General features: G+C 40.8%; 12 protein-coding genes, 1 tRNA gene and 3 rRNA genes. 11 read left to right on the top strand and 5 right to left on the bottom strand.

The genetic code is table 11. From position 1 onward, the window contains the following. The first annotated feature begins 19 nt into the window (after positions 1–19). From fdnG to GYM74_RS11215, 8 genes are all read left to right on the top strand, one after another. A complete protein-coding gene (fdnG, locus tag GYM74_RS11180) occupies positions 20–3,088 on the top strand; it encodes a formate dehydrogenase-N subunit alpha (protein ID WP_220218286.1) in 3,069 nt (1,022 codons plus the stop codon). Between the two features lie 16 nt (positions 3,089–3,104). Then, a complete protein-coding gene (gene fdxH, locus GYM74_RS11185) occupies positions 3,105–4,079 on the top strand; it encodes a formate dehydrogenase subunit beta (protein WP_220218287.1) in 975 nt (324 codons plus the stop codon). Then, on the top strand, positions 4,072–4,773 hold the full coding sequence (locus tag GYM74_RS11190; RefSeq protein ID WP_220218288.1) for a formate dehydrogenase subunit gamma: 702 nt from the start codon (positions 4,072–4,074) through the stop codon (positions 4,771–4,773). Before fdxH ends, GYM74_RS11190 begins: the two co-directional genes overlap by 8 nt. 86 nt (positions 4,774–4,859) lie before the next feature. Beyond that, the gene (fdhE, locus tag GYM74_RS11195) at positions 4,860–5,768 is read left to right on the top strand and encodes a formate dehydrogenase accessory protein FdhE (protein ID WP_220218289.1); all 909 of its coding nucleotides are present in this window, start codon (positions 4,860–4,862) and stop codon (positions 5,766–5,768) included. A gap of 225 nt (positions 5,769–5,993) precedes the next feature. After that, a complete protein-coding gene (locus GYM74_RS11200) occupies positions 5,994–6,956 on the top strand; it encodes an ABC transporter substrate-binding protein (protein WP_220218290.1) in 963 nt (320 codons plus the stop codon). Between the two features lie 321 nt (positions 6,957–7,277). Beyond that, entirely contained in the window at positions 7,278–8,255 is a 978-nt protein-coding gene (locus GYM74_RS11205; RefSeq protein ID WP_220218291.1) for an ABC transporter substrate-binding protein, read from the top strand. A gap of 59 nt (positions 8,256–8,314) precedes the next feature. Beyond that, positions 8,315–9,259 carry an ABC transporter permease gene (locus GYM74_RS11210; protein WP_220218292.1) on the top strand — a complete coding sequence of 315 codons (945 nt, stop codon included), beginning with the start codon at positions 8,315–8,317 and terminating at the stop codon, positions 9,257–9,259. Position 9,260: 1 nt separating this feature from the next. Beyond that, positions 9,261–10,055: an ABC transporter ATP-binding protein gene (locus GYM74_RS11215; protein WP_220218293.1), complete on the top strand. Its 795-nt coding sequence runs from the start codon at positions 9,261–9,263 to the stop codon at positions 10,053–10,055. A gap of 1,004 nt (positions 10,056–11,059) precedes the next feature. On the opposite strand, the gene rrf is transcribed toward GYM74_RS11215, so the two are convergent. The 4 genes from rrf to GYM74_RS11235 all read right to left on the bottom strand — a co-directional run bounded on the left by rrf (position 11,060) and on the right by GYM74_RS11235 (position 16,100). Next, positions 11,060–11,175 (bottom strand): 5S ribosomal RNA (rrf, locus tag GYM74_RS11220). A 154-nt stretch (positions 11,176–11,329) separates the two neighbouring features. After that, positions 11,330–14,228, bottom strand: a 23S ribosomal RNA gene (locus tag GYM74_RS11225). A 205-nt stretch (positions 14,229–14,433) separates the two neighbouring features. Further along, positions 14,434–14,509 (bottom strand) — tRNA-Glu (locus tag GYM74_RS11230). Between the two features lie 53 nt (positions 14,510–14,562). Then, positions 14,563–16,100, bottom strand: a 16S ribosomal RNA gene (locus tag GYM74_RS11235). Together the 16S, 23S and 5S rRNA genes with 1 tRNA gene alongside form the textbook arrangement of a ribosomal RNA operon. Before the next feature lie 504 nt (positions 16,101–16,604). Between GYM74_RS11235 and GYM74_RS11240 the strand changes: the two genes are divergently transcribed. Further along, the gene (locus GYM74_RS11240; RefSeq protein ID WP_220218294.1) at positions 16,605–17,255 is read left to right on the top strand and encodes a DUF4184 family protein; all 651 of its coding nucleotides are present in this window, start codon (positions 16,605–16,607) and stop codon (positions 17,253–17,255) included. Positions 17,256–17,359: 104 nt separating this feature from the next. On the opposite strand, the gene gmhB is transcribed toward GYM74_RS11240, so the two are convergent. Next, positions 17,360–17,896, bottom strand: a complete 537-nt coding sequence (gene gmhB / locus GYM74_RS11245; protein ID WP_220218295.1) for a D-glycero-beta-D-manno-heptose 1,7-bisphosphate 7-phosphatase — start codon at positions 17,894–17,896, stop codon at positions 17,360–17,362. A gap of 115 nt (positions 17,897–18,011) precedes the next feature. Between gmhB and metN the strand changes: the two genes are divergently transcribed. Then, complete coding sequence (gene metN / locus GYM74_RS11250) at positions 18,012–19,043, top strand: methionine ABC transporter ATP-binding protein MetN (RefSeq protein WP_220218296.1); 1,032 nt, start codon at positions 18,012–18,014, stop codon at positions 19,041–19,043. Positions 19,044–19,155: 112 nt separating this feature from the next. Further along, complete coding sequence (locus GYM74_RS11255; RefSeq protein ID WP_366518728.1) at positions 19,156–19,797, top strand: methionine ABC transporter permease; 642 nt, start codon at positions 19,156–19,158, stop codon at positions 19,795–19,797. The last annotated feature ends 5 nt before the right edge of the window (positions 19,798–19,802 follow it).

The raw sequence follows: 19,802 nt of genomic DNA on the forward strand, positions 1-19,802 counted from the left end.
AGCTTTTTAAGGAGTTCATATGCTATTTAACCGTAGACAGTTCTTTAAGATCTGTGCTGGTGGCATGGCAGGAACAACGGTTGCTACGTTGGGATTTGCGCCCAATGTAGCGCTTGCACAAACTCGCCAATATAAACTATTAAAATCAAAAGAAACACGCAATAACTGCACCTATTGTTCGGTAGGATGTGGCATGTTGCTCTATAGTCGTGGGGATGGTGCTAAAAATGCCGAGTCTTCGATTTTTCATATTGAAGGCGATCCTGATCATCCGGTGAGTCGAGGTTCTCTTTGTCCGAAAGGTGCTGGTGTGCTCGATTATATTAAAAGCGAGCAACGGGTTAAATATCCGGAATATCGAGCGCCAGGCTCTGATAAGTGGCAACGCATTAGTTGGGATGACGCAATAGACCGTATCGCTCGCTTAATGAAAGCTGACCGTGACAAAAATTTTATCGAGAAAAATAAACAAGGTACCACCGTTAATCGCTGGACAACAACCGGTTGGGCGGTGACCTCAGCAGCCAGTAATGAAACTGGTTGGTTAGCGTTTAAAATTGCCCGTTCACTGGGTATGTTAAGCCTTGAAACGCAAGCTAGGGTCTGTCATGGTCCTTCGGTATCAAGCTTAGCGGCAACCTATGGTCGTGGCGCAATGACCAACAATTGGAATGATATTAAAAATGCCAATGTGGTTATTGTTATGGGCGGTAATGCGGCTGAAGCGCACCCGGTTGGCTTTAAATGGGCTATTGAAGCAAAAATTTCAAATGGCGCCGAACTGATTGCTATTGATCCACGGTTTCATCGAACAGCTTCGGTAGCTGACCATTATGTCCCCATTCGCTCCGGCTCTGATATTGCTTTTTTACTTGGAGTGATTAATTATCTGATCACGCATAACGAAGTTAATTTTGACTATTTAGTCACCCATAGTAATGCCAGCTTACTGGTTCGGGATGATTTTAATTTTGATGAAGCTTCCGGACTATTTAGTGGTTATGATGCGGCTAATCGTCAGTATGATCAGACCAGTTGGGCTTACCAAAAAGATGGCAATGGCTACGCCTTAAGAGATAAAACCCTTAGCCATCCGCGTTGTGTTTGGAATCTGCTTAAAAAACATGTCAGCCGCTATACGCCGGAAATGGTTAATCAAATAACCGGTAGCCCGATTGACAATTTTTTACACGTTTGTCGTTCTTTAGCTAGCACCAAAACCAATGATAGAGCTGCGACATTTTTATATGCGTTAGGTTGGACACAACACACTTATGGCACCCAAATTATCCGCACAGCGGCAATGATTCAACTCATTTTAGGTAATATTGGCGTTATGGGCGGAGGCATTAATGCCTTGCGTGGACACTCTAACATTCAAGGTTTAACCGATGTAGGCTTGCTATCCAATCGCCTGCCAGCTTATCTTGATTTACCAAAAGAATCGCAAGTTTCACTTGAGCAGTATTTAGATGAAAAAACCCCAAAACCGCTTGGTCCCAACGAGGTCAATTTTTGGGGGAATTATCCTAAATTCTTTATCAGCTTTATGAAATCCATGTATGGCGATAAAGCCACAAAAGAGAATAATTGGGGATTTGATTGGCTACCTAAGTGGGATCAAACTTACGACATGTTGCGATTTAGTAAAATGATGCGTGACGGCCAAGCTAATGGTTTTATCTGCCAAGGCTTTAATCCACTTGCGGCTTTACCGGATAAAAACAGCATTCGTGAAGGGTTATCTAATTTAAAATTTTTAGTGAGCATAGACCCGCTACCAACCGAAACAGCCGAATTTTGGAAAAATCATGGTGAGTCTAACGATGTTGATTCTAGCAAAATCCAAACTGAAGTCTTTAGGCTACCTTCGAACTGTTTTGCTGAAGAAAACGGCACAATCGTTAACTCTTCACGCTTGTTACAATGGCACTGGGCGGCGGCAAGGCCTCCATATGAATCCCTTTACGATCCGGAAATCATTGCTCGTATCTATTTAAGAATTAAAGAGCTATATGCCCTTGAAGGTGGAGCTTATCATGAAGCTATCGATAATCTAACCTGGGATTATCAAGAACCAGAAGGACCAGCAGCCGAAGAGTTAGCCAAAGAGTGTAATGGTCGAGCACTAGCCGATCTCACCGATGCTAATGGCAATGTGGTGCTGAAAAAAGGACAATTATTGAGCGGATTTGCTCAATTAAAAGCCGACGGTACCACCTCTTCGGGTATTTGGATTTTCTGTGGCTCATGGACTGAACAAGGCAACCAAATGGCGCGGCGAGATCCTAGCGATCCGTCCGGTAAAGGTGTGCATGCTGGCTGGGCATGGGCATGGCCAATGAATCGCCGAGTACTGTATAACCGTGCTTCTGCTGATGAGAATGGTAATCCATGGGATCCTAAACGGGTATTAGTTAAATGGAATGGTTCAAGTTGGGTGGGTAATGATGTCGCCGATTTTACCGCTACATTACCACCGAGTTCAGGCGCTGGCGCATTTATTATGAATAACGACGGTTTAGGCGGATTATTTTGCTTAAATCGGTTAGTTGACGGACCTTTCCCGGAGCATTATGAACCGTTTGAAACACCAATTTCAAATAACCCTATGCACCCCAAACAAGTCAGTAGTCCGGTTGCGAGAGTATTTAAAGAAGATTTAGCTCGCTTAGGTAGCGCCAATGATTTCCCTTATGTCGGCACCACTTACAGTATTACTGAACACTTCCATTTTTGGACTCAACATGCAAGGCTAGCCTCCATTACGCAACCAGAGCAATTTATTGAACTTAGCGAGAATTTAGCAAGTAAAAAAGGCATAAAACTGGGCGATATGGTTAAAGTCACTTCATATCGAGGCTATATCAAGGCTAAAGCAGTTGTCACTAAACGCCTGCCAACTTTAACAGTTGACGGTAAAGAGATCGAAACTATTGGCATTCCTATTGTATGGGGATTTACCGGCCAGACGAAAAAAGGATTTTTGGTCAATGAGTTAACACCGCACTTAGGCGATGCTAATTCACAAACGCCGGAGTATAAATCGTTTTTAGTCAATATCGAAAAAGTTACCACAGCGGCATAGGGAGGAAGATTTAGTTATGTCATTACAAACTCAAGATATTATTCGCCGCTCAGCAACCAATGCTTTAACACCGGCGCCACGAGCTCGGGACTACCAGCAAGAGGTAGCCAAATTAATCGATGTCACAACTTGCATCGGCTGTAAAGCCTGCCAAGTTGCGTGTAGCGAATGGAATGATTTACGCGCTGAAGTTGGTCATACCGTTGGTGTTTATGATAATCCCGCTGATTTAGCACCCAAAGCGTGGACGGTTATGCGCTATTCGGAAGTGGAAGTAAATGGTAAATTCGAATGGTTAATACGCAAAGATGGTTGTATGCACTGTTCCGATCCGGGCTGTTTAAAAGCCTGCCCTTCAGAAGGGGCAATTATACAATATGCCAACGGTATCGTTGATTTTCAGTCAGAACACTGTATTGGCTGTGGCTACTGTATGGCCGGTTGTCCATTTAACATTCCAAGAGTCAGTAAAGAAGATAATCACTCCTATAAATGTACGTTATGTGTCGATCGGGTTTCAGTGGGTCAAGAGCCGGCGTGTGTCAAAACCTGCCCAACCGGCGCCATTCATTTTGGTACTAAGCAAGATATGATTCGCCATGCTGAGCATCGTATTGAAGATCTGAAAAAACGTGGATTTGAGCATGCCGGGCTTTATGATCCTCAAGGTGTGGGTGGTACGCATGTTATGTATGTGTTACATCATGCTGATCAGCCAGAACTTTATCACGGTTTACCGAAAGATCCGCATATCAGTGACGTTGTTAAATTTTGGAAAGGTGTCTGGAAGCCGATTTCGGCTGCGGCCTTTGTTGCCACATTTGGTGGATTACTATTCCATTATATGGGTGTCGGTGCAATTGAAGTAGATGAAGATGATATTGAACACGAAAAACAAGCCGATCAACAAGCAAGAAAACGTTTAGGCCTACCTATTTTTGGTCGAAAAAATAGTATCGATTCATCACAACAGGAGAATCACCATGAATAAAAAAGGAATGATATTAAGAACACCACTTATTGTTCGCTTTTGCCACTGGTGTATGGTGTGCTTGTTTATTTTAACTGCGCTTTCAGGTTTATCTTTGTTTTTTCCGTCGATTAAACTATTTAGCTTAGTGCTCGGAACACCACAATTAGTTAGGGCATTACATCCAATTATTGGTTGTGTTGTTTTTGTACTGTTGATGTTTATGTTTTTAAAACTGGCTCATCATAACATCCCCAATAAAAACGATATTATTTGGATTAAAAACTTCAAAAGCGTCATTATGGGTAAAGAAGAAGGCATTCCGATAGGCAAATACAATATCGGGCAAAAGTTTTTATTCTGGTGCATTATGGGCTTAATTTCGGTCTTGTTTATTACCGGTATGATCATGTGGCGTAGATACGTTTCAGATTATTTCCCGGTTTATATTGTCCGTATTGCGATATTTTTCCATTCACTTGCCGCAATCGCTTTAATTCTACTTGCTATCGGTCACGCTTATATGGCTATTTGGGTGAAAGGCTCGATCAAAGGGATGATTACAGGTTATGTATCAAGAGCATGGGCACGTAAAAATCACTCAGCATGGTATGAGGAGGAAATGCAACAGCTTTATCAACAAGAACTGAAAGAAAATTCAAACAGCAAAACTGAGCAGGCAACGCAAAGTGATCAAAAACCGGCTGAAATATAATTAAAACCATCCGCTGATACCTGTCGGCGGAAGTTTCTTAATTGACAATAAATCATGGTTAATATATCAATTACAGGTAAGCAATAATGAGTATAAAAATTGTCCCACAAGCACAACTCGAACAACACAATTTCAATTCAATTATTAAACAAATCCCGTTAGTTTTTTATCCTTCTGCAAAAACGCTTTATACTCATCGAGTAGAACGTTTACAAGCATTAGCCCAAAAAAGCCCATTTAGTGATTATTTAAATTTCTGTCTTCAAATAGCCCAGCAACAAGCTAATTTAGTAAAACAACAACCAGTTGAGCTTCACCAATCAATCCCGTTAAATAACGATAATCCACCATTAAGTTTAAAAAATTTACCATTAAGCGATGTGTGGCAAAAATATTTAAATCAATTGTTACAAGCCATTTCCGACACAACCCCGCAAATTACCTTGGTCATTGAGTCACTGCTTAAAAATAGTGCTGAGCAACTACAGCAAAAAGCGCTTTATTTACTCAATGGTAAGCTCAATAAGGTAGAAGGTAATGAATCGATATTTATTTGGTCGGCGCTTTCGCTTTACTATTGCCAGTTAGCTAGCCAAATTAAAGGTAAAGCGGTTGCGGAAAATACCGATAACAGTTGGTTATGTCCTGTTTGTAATAGTATGCCGGTGGCAAGTGTCATTCAAATTGGCGGTAATAATGGTTTACGTTACTTACATTGTAGTTTGTGTGAAAGCGAGTGGTATGTGCCACGAGTAAAATGTACCAGTTGTGATGATTTACAACATATAGAATATTTTTCACTGGATAATACATTAGCCGCAATTAAAACGGAATGTTGTCATGCTTGTCAAAGCTATCTGAAAATCTTTGATCAAGATAAAGACCCACATTTAGAAGTGATTGCTGATGATATCGCTTCATTAATTTTAGATATAAAAACCGAAGAAGAAGGATTTGCTAAAAGTGGGATCAATCCGTTTATTTTTGGTAACTAATCGTTGATTGCTTTATATTATTGCTATTAAACATCAGTCAACGATTAGATGTTTGCCAATTGTATTTGGTTATTCAACATCCGATGATAGCTGATCGACAAATAATCGTGAGAAGACCCTGTTATCTTAATTAAGTACAAAGTAAATAAAAATAAAATACAACTTAACATTTGCAAATAATAAGACTAGAATTAGAACCACTGTACTAGTTTATGAGTGTAATCTATGAAACGTTATTTTTTATTGTTTGTTATGTTAATCATTGCGCCATTTTTCAGTTCGGCAAATACGGTTAAAAATGTCGCTATAACGGCGATTGTTGAACACCCTTCGTTAGATCAGATTCGTGATGGCGTTAAAGACGAATTAGTAGAAAGTGGCTTTAAATTAGACCAAGATCTAAAAGTTCAATATAAAAGTGCGCAAGGAAGTAGCGCTACCGCAGCCCAAATAGCCAGACAATTTGTTGCAGCTAAACCCGATGTAATTGTCGCAATCGCAACGCCAAGTGCTCAAGCTACTGCGGCGGCAACGAAACAAATTCCGGTTGTTTTTGCTGGGATCACCGATCCGATAGCGGCAAAATTAATAAAAGATTGGCAACCAAGTGGCACCAATATTACGGGCGTGTCGGATTATCAAGAAATTGTGCCACAGGTCGATTTCATGAAAAAAATTGTCCCTAACGTTAAATCAGTTGGGTATATTTATAGCCCAAACGAAATTAACTCCACTGTCGTATTAAAAAATTTACAAGCTGAGTTAACTAAACACAATATCGCTTTAGTCGCCGTGCCAGCACAACGAACAGCCGATATTTCAACTGCTGCAAATACCCTAAAAGGTAAAGTTGATCTTATCTATACGACCACTGATAATAATGTGGTTTCTGCTTATGATTCTTTAGTAAAATTCGCTAATGAAAATAAAATTCCATTGTTAGCATCTTTCCCCGATGCGATTGAACGTGGTGCCGTTGCGGCATACGGCATGAGTTATTATGATGTTGGGCGTCAATCCGGGAAACTTGTTGTGCGGATTTTGAAAGGCGAAAAAGCTGGCGATATCAAACCAGAAATAGGTGAAGCATTACGCCTTGTTATAAATACCCAAGCGGCGAAAAAACAAGGGATCACTCTTTCTCCCCAAATTATCGAGTCGGCTTATAAAGTCATTGGCGATAACTAATTGATAACTAAGCGATAACCAGGCGCGAACATTATCAATATCTTTTATACTTTGCTCACAAAACTGAGCAAAGTATAACTTATAGTCCCCCCCCTGATTCACTTCACTAATCTTAACTTATCCCATAAAGTTGATGATGCGCTTAAATTGGTGTTATTTAATCTACCAATAATAGATTGCGTTTTTGCTATCCCCCACTCATAGTGTGTAATAAATTATTTACACCATTACTGTTCTTTTTTTCTAGAAAATTATCTGTTTTTGCTTTATAGTAAATCTATTAATCGCTTAATTGTAAAATAATTCTTACAGGAGCACCTTATGCGTAATACGATTATAAAATTTTGTATGTTATTAAGCTTATCCATTATGGCTTTCTCATCTTCCGCAGAAACAAATGATGAGCAAAAAAATGTAGCTATCACCGCTATTGTTGAACACCCGGCATTAGATAATGTGCGAAAAGGTGTTGAAGATGAATTAAAAGACAACGGTTATATTGCAGGTAAAAATCTTAAATTGCAGTTTTTAAGTGCACAAGGTAGTAGTGCTAATGCTGCTCAAATTGCCAAGCAGTTTGCGGCAAGTAAACCGGATGTGATTGTTGGCATCGCAACACCAAGTTCACAAGCGTTAGTTGCCACAACAAAACTTATCCCAATTGTGTTTACCGCCGTTACCGATCCGGTTGCCGCTAAATTAACAACCAGTTGGGAAGCATCAAAAACAAATGTAACGGGCGTATCTGATGCGCTTTCACTCGATTCACAAATTGATCTGATGTTGAAAATTAAACCCGATGCGAAAAATATTGGCTACGTCTATAGCCCTAGCGAAGTGAATTCGACAATCATTTTAAAAGAGCTTCAAATAGCGTTAGAAAAACGTGGAATGAAAATCATAGCCGCCCCGGCACAACGCACTTCAGATATTTCTACTGCAGCCAGAAGTTTGAAAGGTAAAGTCGATTTGATCTATACTACCACCGATAACAATGTGGTTTCTGCCTATGAAGCTTTGGCTAAGGTTGCTAACGAAAGCAAAATCCCTCTTATTGCCTCAAACCCTGAATCAGCAGAGCGTGGAGCTATTGCCGCTTTAGGTATGAGCTATTATGATCTTGGCCGTCAAGCTGGTAAAATTGTTATTCGAATACTAAATGGTGAAAAACCCGGTGATATTCCGCCGCAAGTGGGAAATATCACACAATTAACAATTAATAAAAAAGCTGCTGAACGACAAGGAATCACATTGTCAGAAGAGGTGTTAAAATCAGCAGAAAATATTATTGAAAAATAACTGTTTATTCTTATTAACTAAACCGCCAATTTTGGCGGTTACTTTTAATGGATCTTTTCATGTCTTTTGAATTTTTATTAGGCTCAATTGGAATTGGACTTATTTATGCCCTTGTGAGTTTAGGTGTATTTATCTCCTTCCGTTTACTTGATTTTCCCGATTTAACCGCTGATGCAAGCTTTCCGCTAGGGGGCGCAGTTTGTGGATTATGTATCTATGTTGGTATCGATCCATGGATTGCAACCTTGCTTGGTATGCTTGCTGGCTGCTTAGCGGGTGCGATGACAGGTTTACTGTACGTTAAACTCAATATTTTACAATTACTCTCAAGTATTATAGTGATGATTGGGCTTTATTCGATCAATCTGCGGATCTTAGGTATTGGTCCATATGTTATGGGTGAAACACCTAGATTAGCAGGCTCACCAAATCTTTCATTATTGGATGCTAAAACAATATTCTCGCCATTTATTGCGGAAGATTATAGTAATCAATACATCGTACAACCTTTAATGGTACTTGCTTTTGTTGTGGTATTTTGGGTATTACTGAATCTATTTTTAAATACTCAAAAAGGTTTAGCATTAAGGGCGACCGGTACAAATCCCCGAATGGCAAAATCGCAAGGAATTCCAACCGGCAGTATCACTATTCTTGGCATGGCAATATCCAATGGTCTAATCGCATTAGGCGGCTCTTTATTTGTTCAAACTCAAGGTGGTGCCGATATTACTATAGGTGTTGGAACAATTGTGATAGGTCTTGCTTCGATTATTATTGGTGAAAGTATCTTTCCAACCAAACGTATATGGGCAGTGATGCTAGCGGTTATTTTTGGCTCTATTTTATATCGTTTATTTATTGCCTTTGCCCTTAGCAATCAATTCTTACAAGATATTGGCGTTGGAACGGAAGATTTAAATCTTATTACAGCAATTTTAGTTGTCCTTGCGCTGGTGTTACCTAAGCAGTTGCAAAAACGTTCAAAGAAAAGAGGAAGTTAACATGATTAAGGTTAGCGATATACAATTAACTTTTAATCAAGGAACACCGATTGAAAATCATGTTTTACGAGGATTAAATCTTAACGTCCGCAAAGGTGAATTTGTTACTATTATTGGTAGTAATGGTGCAGGTAAAAGCTCGTTACTTAATGTTATAAGTGGTGATTTATTTGCTGATTCAGGACATATTATTATCAACGATCAGGATGTTACCCGTTGCCCAGCTTGGAAAAGAGCGGGTATGGTTGCCCGAGTTTTTCAAGATCCTATGGTCGGTACTTGTGAGAACTTAACTATAGAAGAAAATCTAGCCATTGCTTATAACCGTGGTCATAGATTTAGATTAATCCCGGCATTAAATGGTAAACTTCGTGCAATTTTTAAAGACAAGCTAGCTACTTTGAACTTAGGACTTGAAAATCGCCTGTCCGATATGATGGGTTTGCTTTCTGGCGGTCAAAGACAAGCGGTCAGCTTGCTAATGTCGACTTTACAACCTTCAAAATTACTGTTACTTGATGAACATACTGCCGCCCTTGATCCTAAAACGGCACAGTTTGTTTTAGAACTAACTAATGAAATTGTTGGTCAAAATCAATTAACCACAATGATGGTTACCCATTCAATGAAACAAGCTTTAGAGTATGGAAACAGAACAGTAATGCTTCATCAAGGACAGGTTGTGCTTGATGTATCAGGAGAAGAAAGAAGTAAATTAACGGTCACAGACTTGCTTGAAATGTTTGAAAAAACCCGTGGTGAGAAAGTTACCGACGATGCCTTACTATTAGGTTAATCCTTCATATAATAAGCAATATTTCTACCGGAAATATTGCTTGCTACTCTCTATTCCTTTAAATTTTTTATCTAACTGACGTATTTTCAATGACGATCTTATACGCTCACCGTTATCAAAACTAAACCTCATAAACTCTGATCTAAGTAAGTAGATAGATTGCCTCTAAGACATATTTATCAACATCTAAAACTCACACCTTATTATTCCAACAATATGCCTTTCTCTTTGTGCCTGTAATCACTTTAGCTAACCAAAATAAATACATTCTCTCTATTCTTTTAAATTTTTTCTCTAGCTGACGGTTTTTCAATGATGATCTTATACACTCACCGTTATCAGAACCAAATCTTTATAAACTCTCATTAAAGTAAGTTCATAAATTGCCTCTAAGACATATTTATCAATATCAAAAGCCCATGCCTTATTGTTCCAATAATATGCCTTTCTCTTTGTGCCGGTAATCACTTTAGCTAACCCAAATAAATACACTTTTGAATGTGAGTTTATTTAATGACAGATCTAATACTATATACTGACAAGATCTTAAACGTGCAACAATGAATAGTTAGTAGTTTACTTTTACAGCCATTCGTCTTATTGGTAGTTATCATAAGCATGACATAGATTTGTCTTAATTTAAATGAACTATATTTGAGACATAAAAAAATAGAAATAGGATAATTGGGTATTGGTTAATTAGGTAATTGATTAATTGATTAATTGATTAATTGATTAATTGATTAATTGAATAATTGAATAATTGAATAATTGAATAATTGAATAATTGAATAATTGAGTAATTGAGAAATATCCAATTAAATGTTAATTATGCGGGAAACCACAAAAGTTAATGTGAACGATAATTTGGGAAAATAGTGATGACTAATTGGTTATCCGATGTTTTTATGTAATCAAATTAATAATCTATTCATATCTAGATTGGCAACAACAAATAGCAAAAAAGCCCAGCATCTCTGCTGGGCTTTCGCTCTAATTTAAAAGTCTGGCGGCACCCTACTCTCACATGGGTAATACCCACACTACCATCGGCACTACGGCGTTTCACTTCTGAGTTCGGCATGGGGTCAGGTGGGACCACCGCGCTATTACCGCCAGACATATTCTGTCTTCTCCTTCTTCAACTGATGCGCATTATCGCATGTCTGCATCAATCGCTCAATCCGGAACAAACTGTTTTATCAATCTTTCATCACCTTTCGATGAGTTCTTACTCTTTCAACTTCACGTAATCCAAAACAACTCCGAGTTGTAAGGTTAAGACTCTCGGTTCATTAGTATCAGTTAGCTCAATGTATCACTACACTTACACACCTGACCTATCTACGTCTTAGTCTCAAACGGACCTTACTGAATCTCTTCAGGGAAAACTCATCTCGAGGCTAGTTTCGTGCTTAGATGCTTTCAGCACTTATCTATTCCGCACGTAGCTACCGGGCAATGCAATTGGCATCACAACCCGAACACCAGCGGTGCGTTCACTTCGGTCCTCTCGTACTAGAAGCAAACCCTCTCAATTTTCCTACGCCCATGGCAGATAGGGACCGAACTGTCTCACGACGTTCTAAACCCAGCTCGCGTACCACTTTAAACGGCGAACAGCCGTACCCTTGGGACCTACTTCAGCCCCAGGATGTGATGAGCCGACATCGAGGTGCCAAACACCGCCGTCGATATGAACTCTTGGGCGGTATCAGCCTGTTATCCCCGGAGTACCTTTTATCCGTTGAGCGATGGCCCTTCCATTCAGAACCACCGGATCACTATGACCTACTTTCGTACCTGCTCGAGCCGTCACTCTCGCAGTCAAGCTAGCTTTTGCCATTGCACTAACCTCCTGATGTCCGACCAGGATTAGCTAACCTTCGTGCTCCTCCGTTACTCTTTGGGAGGAGACCGCCCCAGTCAAACTACCCACCAGACAGTGTCCCTTACCTCGATTCAGAAGTACAGGTTAGAACATCAAACATTAAAGGGTGGTATTTCAAGGATGACTCCACACACACTGGCGTGCATGCTTCATAGTCTCCCACCTATCCTACACATTAAGGCTCAATGTTCACTGTCAAGCTATAGTAAAGGTTCACGGGGTCTTTCCGTCTTGCCACGGGTACACCGCATCTTCACGGCAATTTCAATTTCACTGAGTCTCGGGTGGAGACAGCCTGGCCATCATTACGCCATTCGTGCAGGTCGGAACTTACCCGACAAGGAATTTCGCTACCTTAGGACCGTTATAGTTACGGCCGCCGTTTACTGGGGCTTCGATCAAGAGCTTCTGCTTACGCATAACCCCATCAATTAACCTTCCAGCACCGGGCAGGCGTCACACCGTATACGTCCACTTTCGTGTTTGCACAGTGCTGTGTTTTTATTAAACAGTTGCAGCCAGCTGGTATCTTCGACTGATTTCACCTACGTCCGCGCGGGATTTCAATTACCGTCAGCGTGCCTTCTCCCGAAGTTACGGCACCATTTTGCCTAGTTCCTTCACCCGAGTTCTCTCAAGCGCCTGAGTATTCTCTACCTGACCACCTGTGTCGGTTTCGGGTACGATTAACTGTAACCTGAAGCTTAGAGGATTTTCCTGGAAGCAGGGCATCAATTACTTCACTACCTTAGTAGCTCGTCATCACGCCTCAGGGTCTCAGTGACCGGATTTGCCTAATCACACCCCTACACGCTTAACCCACCATCCAATAGGTGGTAAACCTAGCCTTCTTCGTCCCCCCATCGCAGTTACAGCCAGTACGGGAATATTAACCCGTTTCCCATCAGATACGCCCTTCGGCCTCTCCTTAGGGGTCGACTCACCCTGCCCCGATTAACGTTGGACAGGAACCCTTGGTCTTCCGGCGAGCGGGCTTTTCACCCGCTTTATCGTTACTTATGTCAGCATTCGCACTTCTGATACCTCCAGCATGCCTCACAACACACCTTCTACGGCTTACAGAACGCTCCCCTACCCAATACACTTTCGTGCACTGCCGCAGCTTCGGTGCATAGTTTTAGCCCCGTTACATCTTCCGCGCAGGCCGACTCGACTAGTGAGCTATTACGCTTTCTTTAAATGATGGCTGCTTCTAAGCCAACATCCTAGCTGTCTAAGCCTTCCCACTTCGTTTCCCACTTAACTATGACTTCGGGACCTTAGCTGGCGGTCTGGGTTGTTTCCCTCTTCACGACGAACGTTAGCACCCGCCGTGTGTCTCCCATGATTAAACTTGTCAGTATTCGGAGTTTGCATCGGGTTGGTAAGCCGGGATGGCCCCCTAGCCGAAACAGTGCTCTACCCCCAACAGTTACTCATGAGGCGCTACCTAAATAGCTTTCGGGGAGAACCAGCTATCTCCCGGTTTGATTGGCCTTTCACCCCCAGCCACAGGTCATCCGCTAATTTTTCAACATTAGTCGGTTCGGTCCTCCAGTTAGTGTTAACCAACCTTCAACCTGCCCATGGCTAGATCACCGGGTTTCGGGTCTATACCCTGCAACTTTTCGCACAGTTAATACTCGGTTTCCCTTCGGCTCCCCTATTCGGTTAACCTTGCTACAGAATATAAGTCGCTGACCCATTATACAAAAGGTACGCAGTCACACATACCCAACGGTACATGCTCCCACTGATTGTACGTACACGGTTTCAGGGTCTATTTCACTCCCCTCCCGGGGTTCTTTTCGCCTTTCCCTCACGGTACTGGTTCACTATCGGTCAATCAGGAGTATTTAGCCTTGGAGGATGGTCCCCCCATCTTCAGACAGGATATCACGTGTCCCGCCCTACTCTATAAGCTTCCACATAATGCATTTTCATGTACGGGACTTTCACCCTCTGTCGTGCGACTTTCCAGACGCTTCCACTAATACATTATGCTACCCGCTTGGGCTCCTCCCATTTCGCTCGCCGCTACTTTGGGAATCTCGGTTGATTTCTTTTCCTCGGGGTACTTAGATGTTTCAGTTCTCCCGGTTCGCCTCATCTGACTATGTATTCATCAGATGATAGTGCAGTCACCTGCACTGGGTTTCCCCATTCGGACATCAACGGCTATAGCGCCTTTTATCGGCTCACCGTCGCTTTTCGCAGATTAACACGTCCTTCATCGCCTCTGATTGCCTAGGCATCCACCGTGTACGCTTAATTTCTTAACCTTACAACTCACAGTTGTCTTGGTTTCAATTACGCTTTTTTCTCTTTTCTACTTCTTTACATTCATACTTTCATACAAATGCCTTCCGTAAAAACGAGAACTCGTTTCTTTCAGCTTGTTCCTAATTGTTAAAGAGCTTTATCTTTCTATTTACTCTTAAAAGTAAATACAAACATAATTTTTTCCGAAAAAATAATCTCATCTGATGGCGTCCCCTAGGGGATTCGAACCCCTGTTACCGCCGTGAAAGGGCGATGTCCTAGGCCTCTAGACGAAGGGGACTTAATTATTTCTTCTTAAACAAACAATCTGTGTGAACACTTACGAGCGCTTCGTAAGGAGGTGATCCAACCGCAGGTTCCCCTACGGTTACCTTGTTACGACTTCACCCCAGTCATGGACCACACCGTGGTAAACGCCCTCCCGAAGGTTAAGCTATCTACTTCTGGTGCAACCCACTCCCATGGTGTGACGGGCGGTGTGTACAAGGCCCGGGAACGTATTCACCGTGACATTCTGATTCACGATTACTAGCGATTCCGACTTCATGGAGTCGAGTTGCAGACTCCAATCCGGACTTAGACGTACTTTATGAGGTCCGCTTGCTCTCGCGAGGTCGCCTCCCTTTGTATACGCCATTGTAGCACGTGTGTAGCCCTGGTCGTAAGGGCCATGATGACTTGACGTCGTCCCCACCTTCCTCCGCTTTATCAACGGCAGTCTCCTTTGAGTTCCCGACCTAATCGCTGGCAACAAAGGATAAGGGTTGCGCTCGTTGCGGGACTTAACCCAACATTTCACAACACGAGCTGACGACAGCCATGCAGCACCTGTCTCACAGTTCCCGAAGGCACTCTCGCATCTCTGCAAGATTCTGTGGATGTCAAGACCAGGTAAGGTTCTTCGCGTTGCATCGAATTAAACCACATGCTCCACCGCTTGTGCGGGCCCCCGTCAATTCATTTGAGTTTTAACCTTGCGGCCGTACTCCCCAGGCGGTCGATTTATCGCGTTAGCTTCGGAGCCCATCACTCTAGGCAACAAACTCCAAATCGACATCGTTTACAGCGTGGACTACCAGGGTATCTAATCCTGTTTGCTCCCCACGCTTTCGCATCTCAGCGTCAGTATCTGTCCAGAAGGCCGCCTTCGCCACCGGTATTCCTCCACATCTCTACGCATTTCACCGCTACACGTGGAATTCTACCTTCCTCTACAATACTCCAGATAACCAGTTTTAAGTGCAGTTCCCAGGTTGAGCCCGGGGCTTTCACACCTAACTTAATTATCCGCCTACATGCCCTTTACGCCCAGTCATTCCGATTAACGCTCGCACCCTCCGTATTACCGCGGCTGCTGGCACGGAGTTAGCCGGTGCTTCTTCTGTAATTAACGTCAATTGATGCACCTATTCGATACACCACCTTCCTCATTACCGAAAGTACTTTACAACCCGAAGGCCTTCTTCATACACGCGGCATGGCTGCATCAGGGTTCCCCCCATTGTGCAATATTCCCCACTGCTGCCTCCCGTAGGAGTCTGGACCGTGTCTCAGTTCCAGTGTGGCTGGTCATCCTCTCAGACCAGCTAGAGATCGTCGCCTTGGTAAGCCTTTACCCTACCAACTAGCTAATCCCATATGGGTTCATCAAATGGCGCATGGCCCGAAGGTCCCATGCTTTGGTCTCTCAACTTTATGCGGTATTAGCAGTCGTTTCCAACTGTTGTCCCCCTCCATTCGGCAGATCCCCATACTTTACTCACCCGTCCGCCACTCGTCATCAAGTGCAAGCACTCATGTTACCGTTCGACTTGCATGTGTTAAGCCTGCCGCCAGCGTTCAATCTGAGCCATGATCAAACTCTTCAATTTAAAGTTTGATGCTCAATAACTGTCTCTGACATTATTCAAATGAATCTTCAGTGTCACTTATCAAGACTTAATTTTTTAGTCCGTAGACTTTTAATTTTTCGTCTCGCAAGTGCCCACACAGATTGTCTGTTTCTTATTTTTAAAGAGCTGACAGCTTCAATTTAACTTCACAATTGCTTGCTTCAGTTTGCTGTCTCAAGGGCTGCGTATACTACGCTACACCTTTTTATTCGTCAAGATCTTTTTTTAAAAAATTTGATCTTGCTCACTAATCACTTTTCCCGTCTGCTTTCGCTGACGCCGTGTCAGTGGGTGCGCATTATAGAGCCTTAGAAAAATCATGCAAGCGATTATTGCAAATTTATTTCCGATTGTGTTTTTTTTACACATGACGCTGTGAAAATAAACTAATCCTATACAAATTTTACAAACTTTCTTTATTTATTAGTGATCTTATAATTATAGTTTTCTATTTCAGTCTAACTTTTTAACTGGTTTTTTTATATGCCTTTTACTTTTGCACATCCAGCAATTGTTTTACCTTTTTACAAAAAGCCTAAATTTTTTTCCATGACAACTTTAATTATAGGTAGTATGTCACCTGACTTTGAATATTTTCTTAGAATGAAAATAAAAAGTGATATGAGCCACACTTTATTAGGCATCTTTTATTTTGATCTACCCATAACATTAATTATTGCTTTTATCTTTCACTTTATTATTCGTAATGAATTGATCAACAATTTGCCTCATTTTCTTTATAAACGATTTGCTCATTACCTAAATTTTAATTGGAGTGAATATTGCTACCATCATTGGTTTATTGTCATAACTTCTGCATTAATTGGCGCACTGTCTCATTTAGGTTGGGATAGTTTTACTCACTTGACTGGCTTTTTTGTACAACACCTGCCTTTTTTACAACAGACACTATCATTAAAAAATACAAATATTCCTACCTACCAATTACTCCAACATGGAAGTATTTTGGTAGGATTGAGTTTAATATGCTTCTTTATTCTCAGATTACCGATCTTGGTTGATAAGGCAAATAAAAGTAGCTTTCTATATTGGGGGTTAGTATTTTTGATTTTTTTAAGTTATTTTTCTCTTTTTTCACCAATACTATTCATACCTTTGGTCAAAGTGTGGTGAACTTTATTAATGCTCTATTTTTGGGGCTAATATTATCAGGGCTTATCGTGAGAATGATACGGCATTAATTTTAAATGCCGTATTAGGCTAGTATTATTAGAAAATTATGATTCAGCTTTTATTTTATTGGGTAGATCCGCCAAACTATCAATTACCCAATCAGCTTGCGCTAACGCTTCTTCTGTAATGGCATCACCGGTTTTCACCAAAACTGTTTTTTTAACGCCTGCCTTTTTACCCGACAATAAATCCGATACTCGGTCACCCACCATATAAGAGTTAGCAATATCAATTTTTAACTCTTTCGCCGCTGTTTGGATCATACCCGGACTCGGTTTGCGACATTCACAATGATCAACTAAAGGATCGTGCGGGCAATAATAGATACCGTCTAAGTCGACACCTCGGTCTTGTAATGACCAATCCATCCACTCTGTTAAGGTATGAAATTGCTCTTCAGTAAATTTATTTCTTGCAATACCTGATTGGTTAGTGGTAATAACTAACAAAAAGCCCATTTTTTTGAGTTCTTGCATTGCTTCAATTACGCCATCAATAAAATGAAATTTATCAATAGTATGTACATAATTGTAATCGATATTAATCGTACCATCTCGATCTAAAAAAATAGCTGGTTTCATATTTATTTGTATTCCTTTGCTTACATATCGCTCAAATTTGCATAGCATATTATCGATTGACTTAGATGTCTAGACGTCTTAATATTCAATTATCCAAACTTTATCTTTATATATTATGATAAAACTACAAAATATTTCGAAAGTATTTGAACAGAATAAAACGGTAATTCATGCCTTAAAAAATATAACAATCCATGTTCCGCAAGGCAAGATTTATGGTGTTATTGGTAAATCCGGCGCCGGAAAGAGTACACTTATTCGCTGCGTTAATCTATTAGAAAAACCAACAAGTGGTAGAATTTTCTTTGATAATCAAGATATCACCGATTTATCTAACCGACAGCTAATTGAAGTACGTCGCAAAATCAGTATGATTTTTCAACATTTTAACCTTTTATCTTCTCGGACGGTATTTGATAATATCGCTTTTCCGCTTGAGTTAAATAAGACACCGAAAGCGAAGATTAAACAAAAAGTCAATGAACTAATAGCGTTAGTTGGTTTGACCGAAAAAGCAAATGTCTACCCGGCAAATTTATCCGGCGGACAAAAACAACGCGTAGCTATTGCAAGAGCATTGGCTAGTGACCCTAAAGTATTATTGTGTGATGAAGCCACCAGTGCGCTCGATCCTGAAACTACTCGTTCGATTTTGGCATTACTCAAAGACATTAATCAAAAATTGGGATTAACCATTTTATTAATTACCCATGAAATGGACGTGGTAAAACAGATTTGCGATCAAGTTGCTGTGATCAGTAATGGTGAATTAGTCGAGCAATCTTCAGTCGGTGAAATGTTTTCGCATGCTAAAACCGAAATTGCCCGACAATTTATTCAATCGACGTTACATTTGACCATACCAGATGATTACTTAATTCGCCTTACGCCAGAACATAAAGAAGGACTCAATCCGTTAGTACGTTTAGAATTTAGTGGCGTATCGGTTGATTTACCTTTACTTTCGCAAATTGCCAAAGAATTTGATATTGATAGTAACATTATCAGTGCGCAAATGGATTATGCCGGTGGTGTCAAATTCGGGTTGATGCTAGCGGAAATGAAAGGCAAACCTAATAGTACGTTATCAGCAATACAATTTTTAGAAAAAAATAACACCAAAGTAGAGGTGCTGGGCTATGTTTAATTTTATTCCATCATTTAAACCATTTGAATCATTATTTCGATTTTTAGCCGGCTCCGACTTTTGGGCAAATTTTGTCGCATTTTGCTCATCATTTAATGGCTTTAATGAAGCGATGCTATTTAAAATGGCACAAGCCACTGATGAGACACTTTATATGGTCATTTTATCAGGCTTTTGGGGTACAGTGATTGGCTTACCAATAGGAATATTGCTTTACACCACTCGTAAAGGGCAAATTTTAGATTGTTATGCCGCCAATAGTGTTATTTCATTTATCACCAATATTTTTCGCTCTATTCCTTTTATTATATTAATTGTTTGGATAATACCTTTTACGACCTTTTTAATGGGAACTTTTATTGGGAAACAAGCAGCAGTAGTGCCATTAAGTATTGGCGTATCACCATTAATTGCTCGTATGATTGAAAATGCCTTGCTAGACGTACCCAAAGGACTTATTGAAGCCGCTCGTTCAATGGGCGCCACACCATTACAAATAATTTATAAGGTGCTATTACCCGAATCACTGCCGGTTATTGTTAATAGTATGACCATTACACTCATCACCTTGACTGGCTATATTGCGATGGCTGGTGCGGTCGGTGCTGGCGGTCTTGGACAACTGGCAATTCAATATGGTTACAACGGTTATAAGCCTGCTATAATGAATACGGTTTTGGTTATCTTAATCATTATTGTCTTTATTATTCAGTTTATTGGCAATAGTATTGTTAAACGTGTTACTCATCATTAATTTTG

The organism is Gilliamella sp. ESL0405 (genome assembly GCF_019469205.1).
Taxonomy (GTDB): Bacteria; Pseudomonadota; Gammaproteobacteria; order Enterobacterales; family Orbaceae; genus Gilliamella.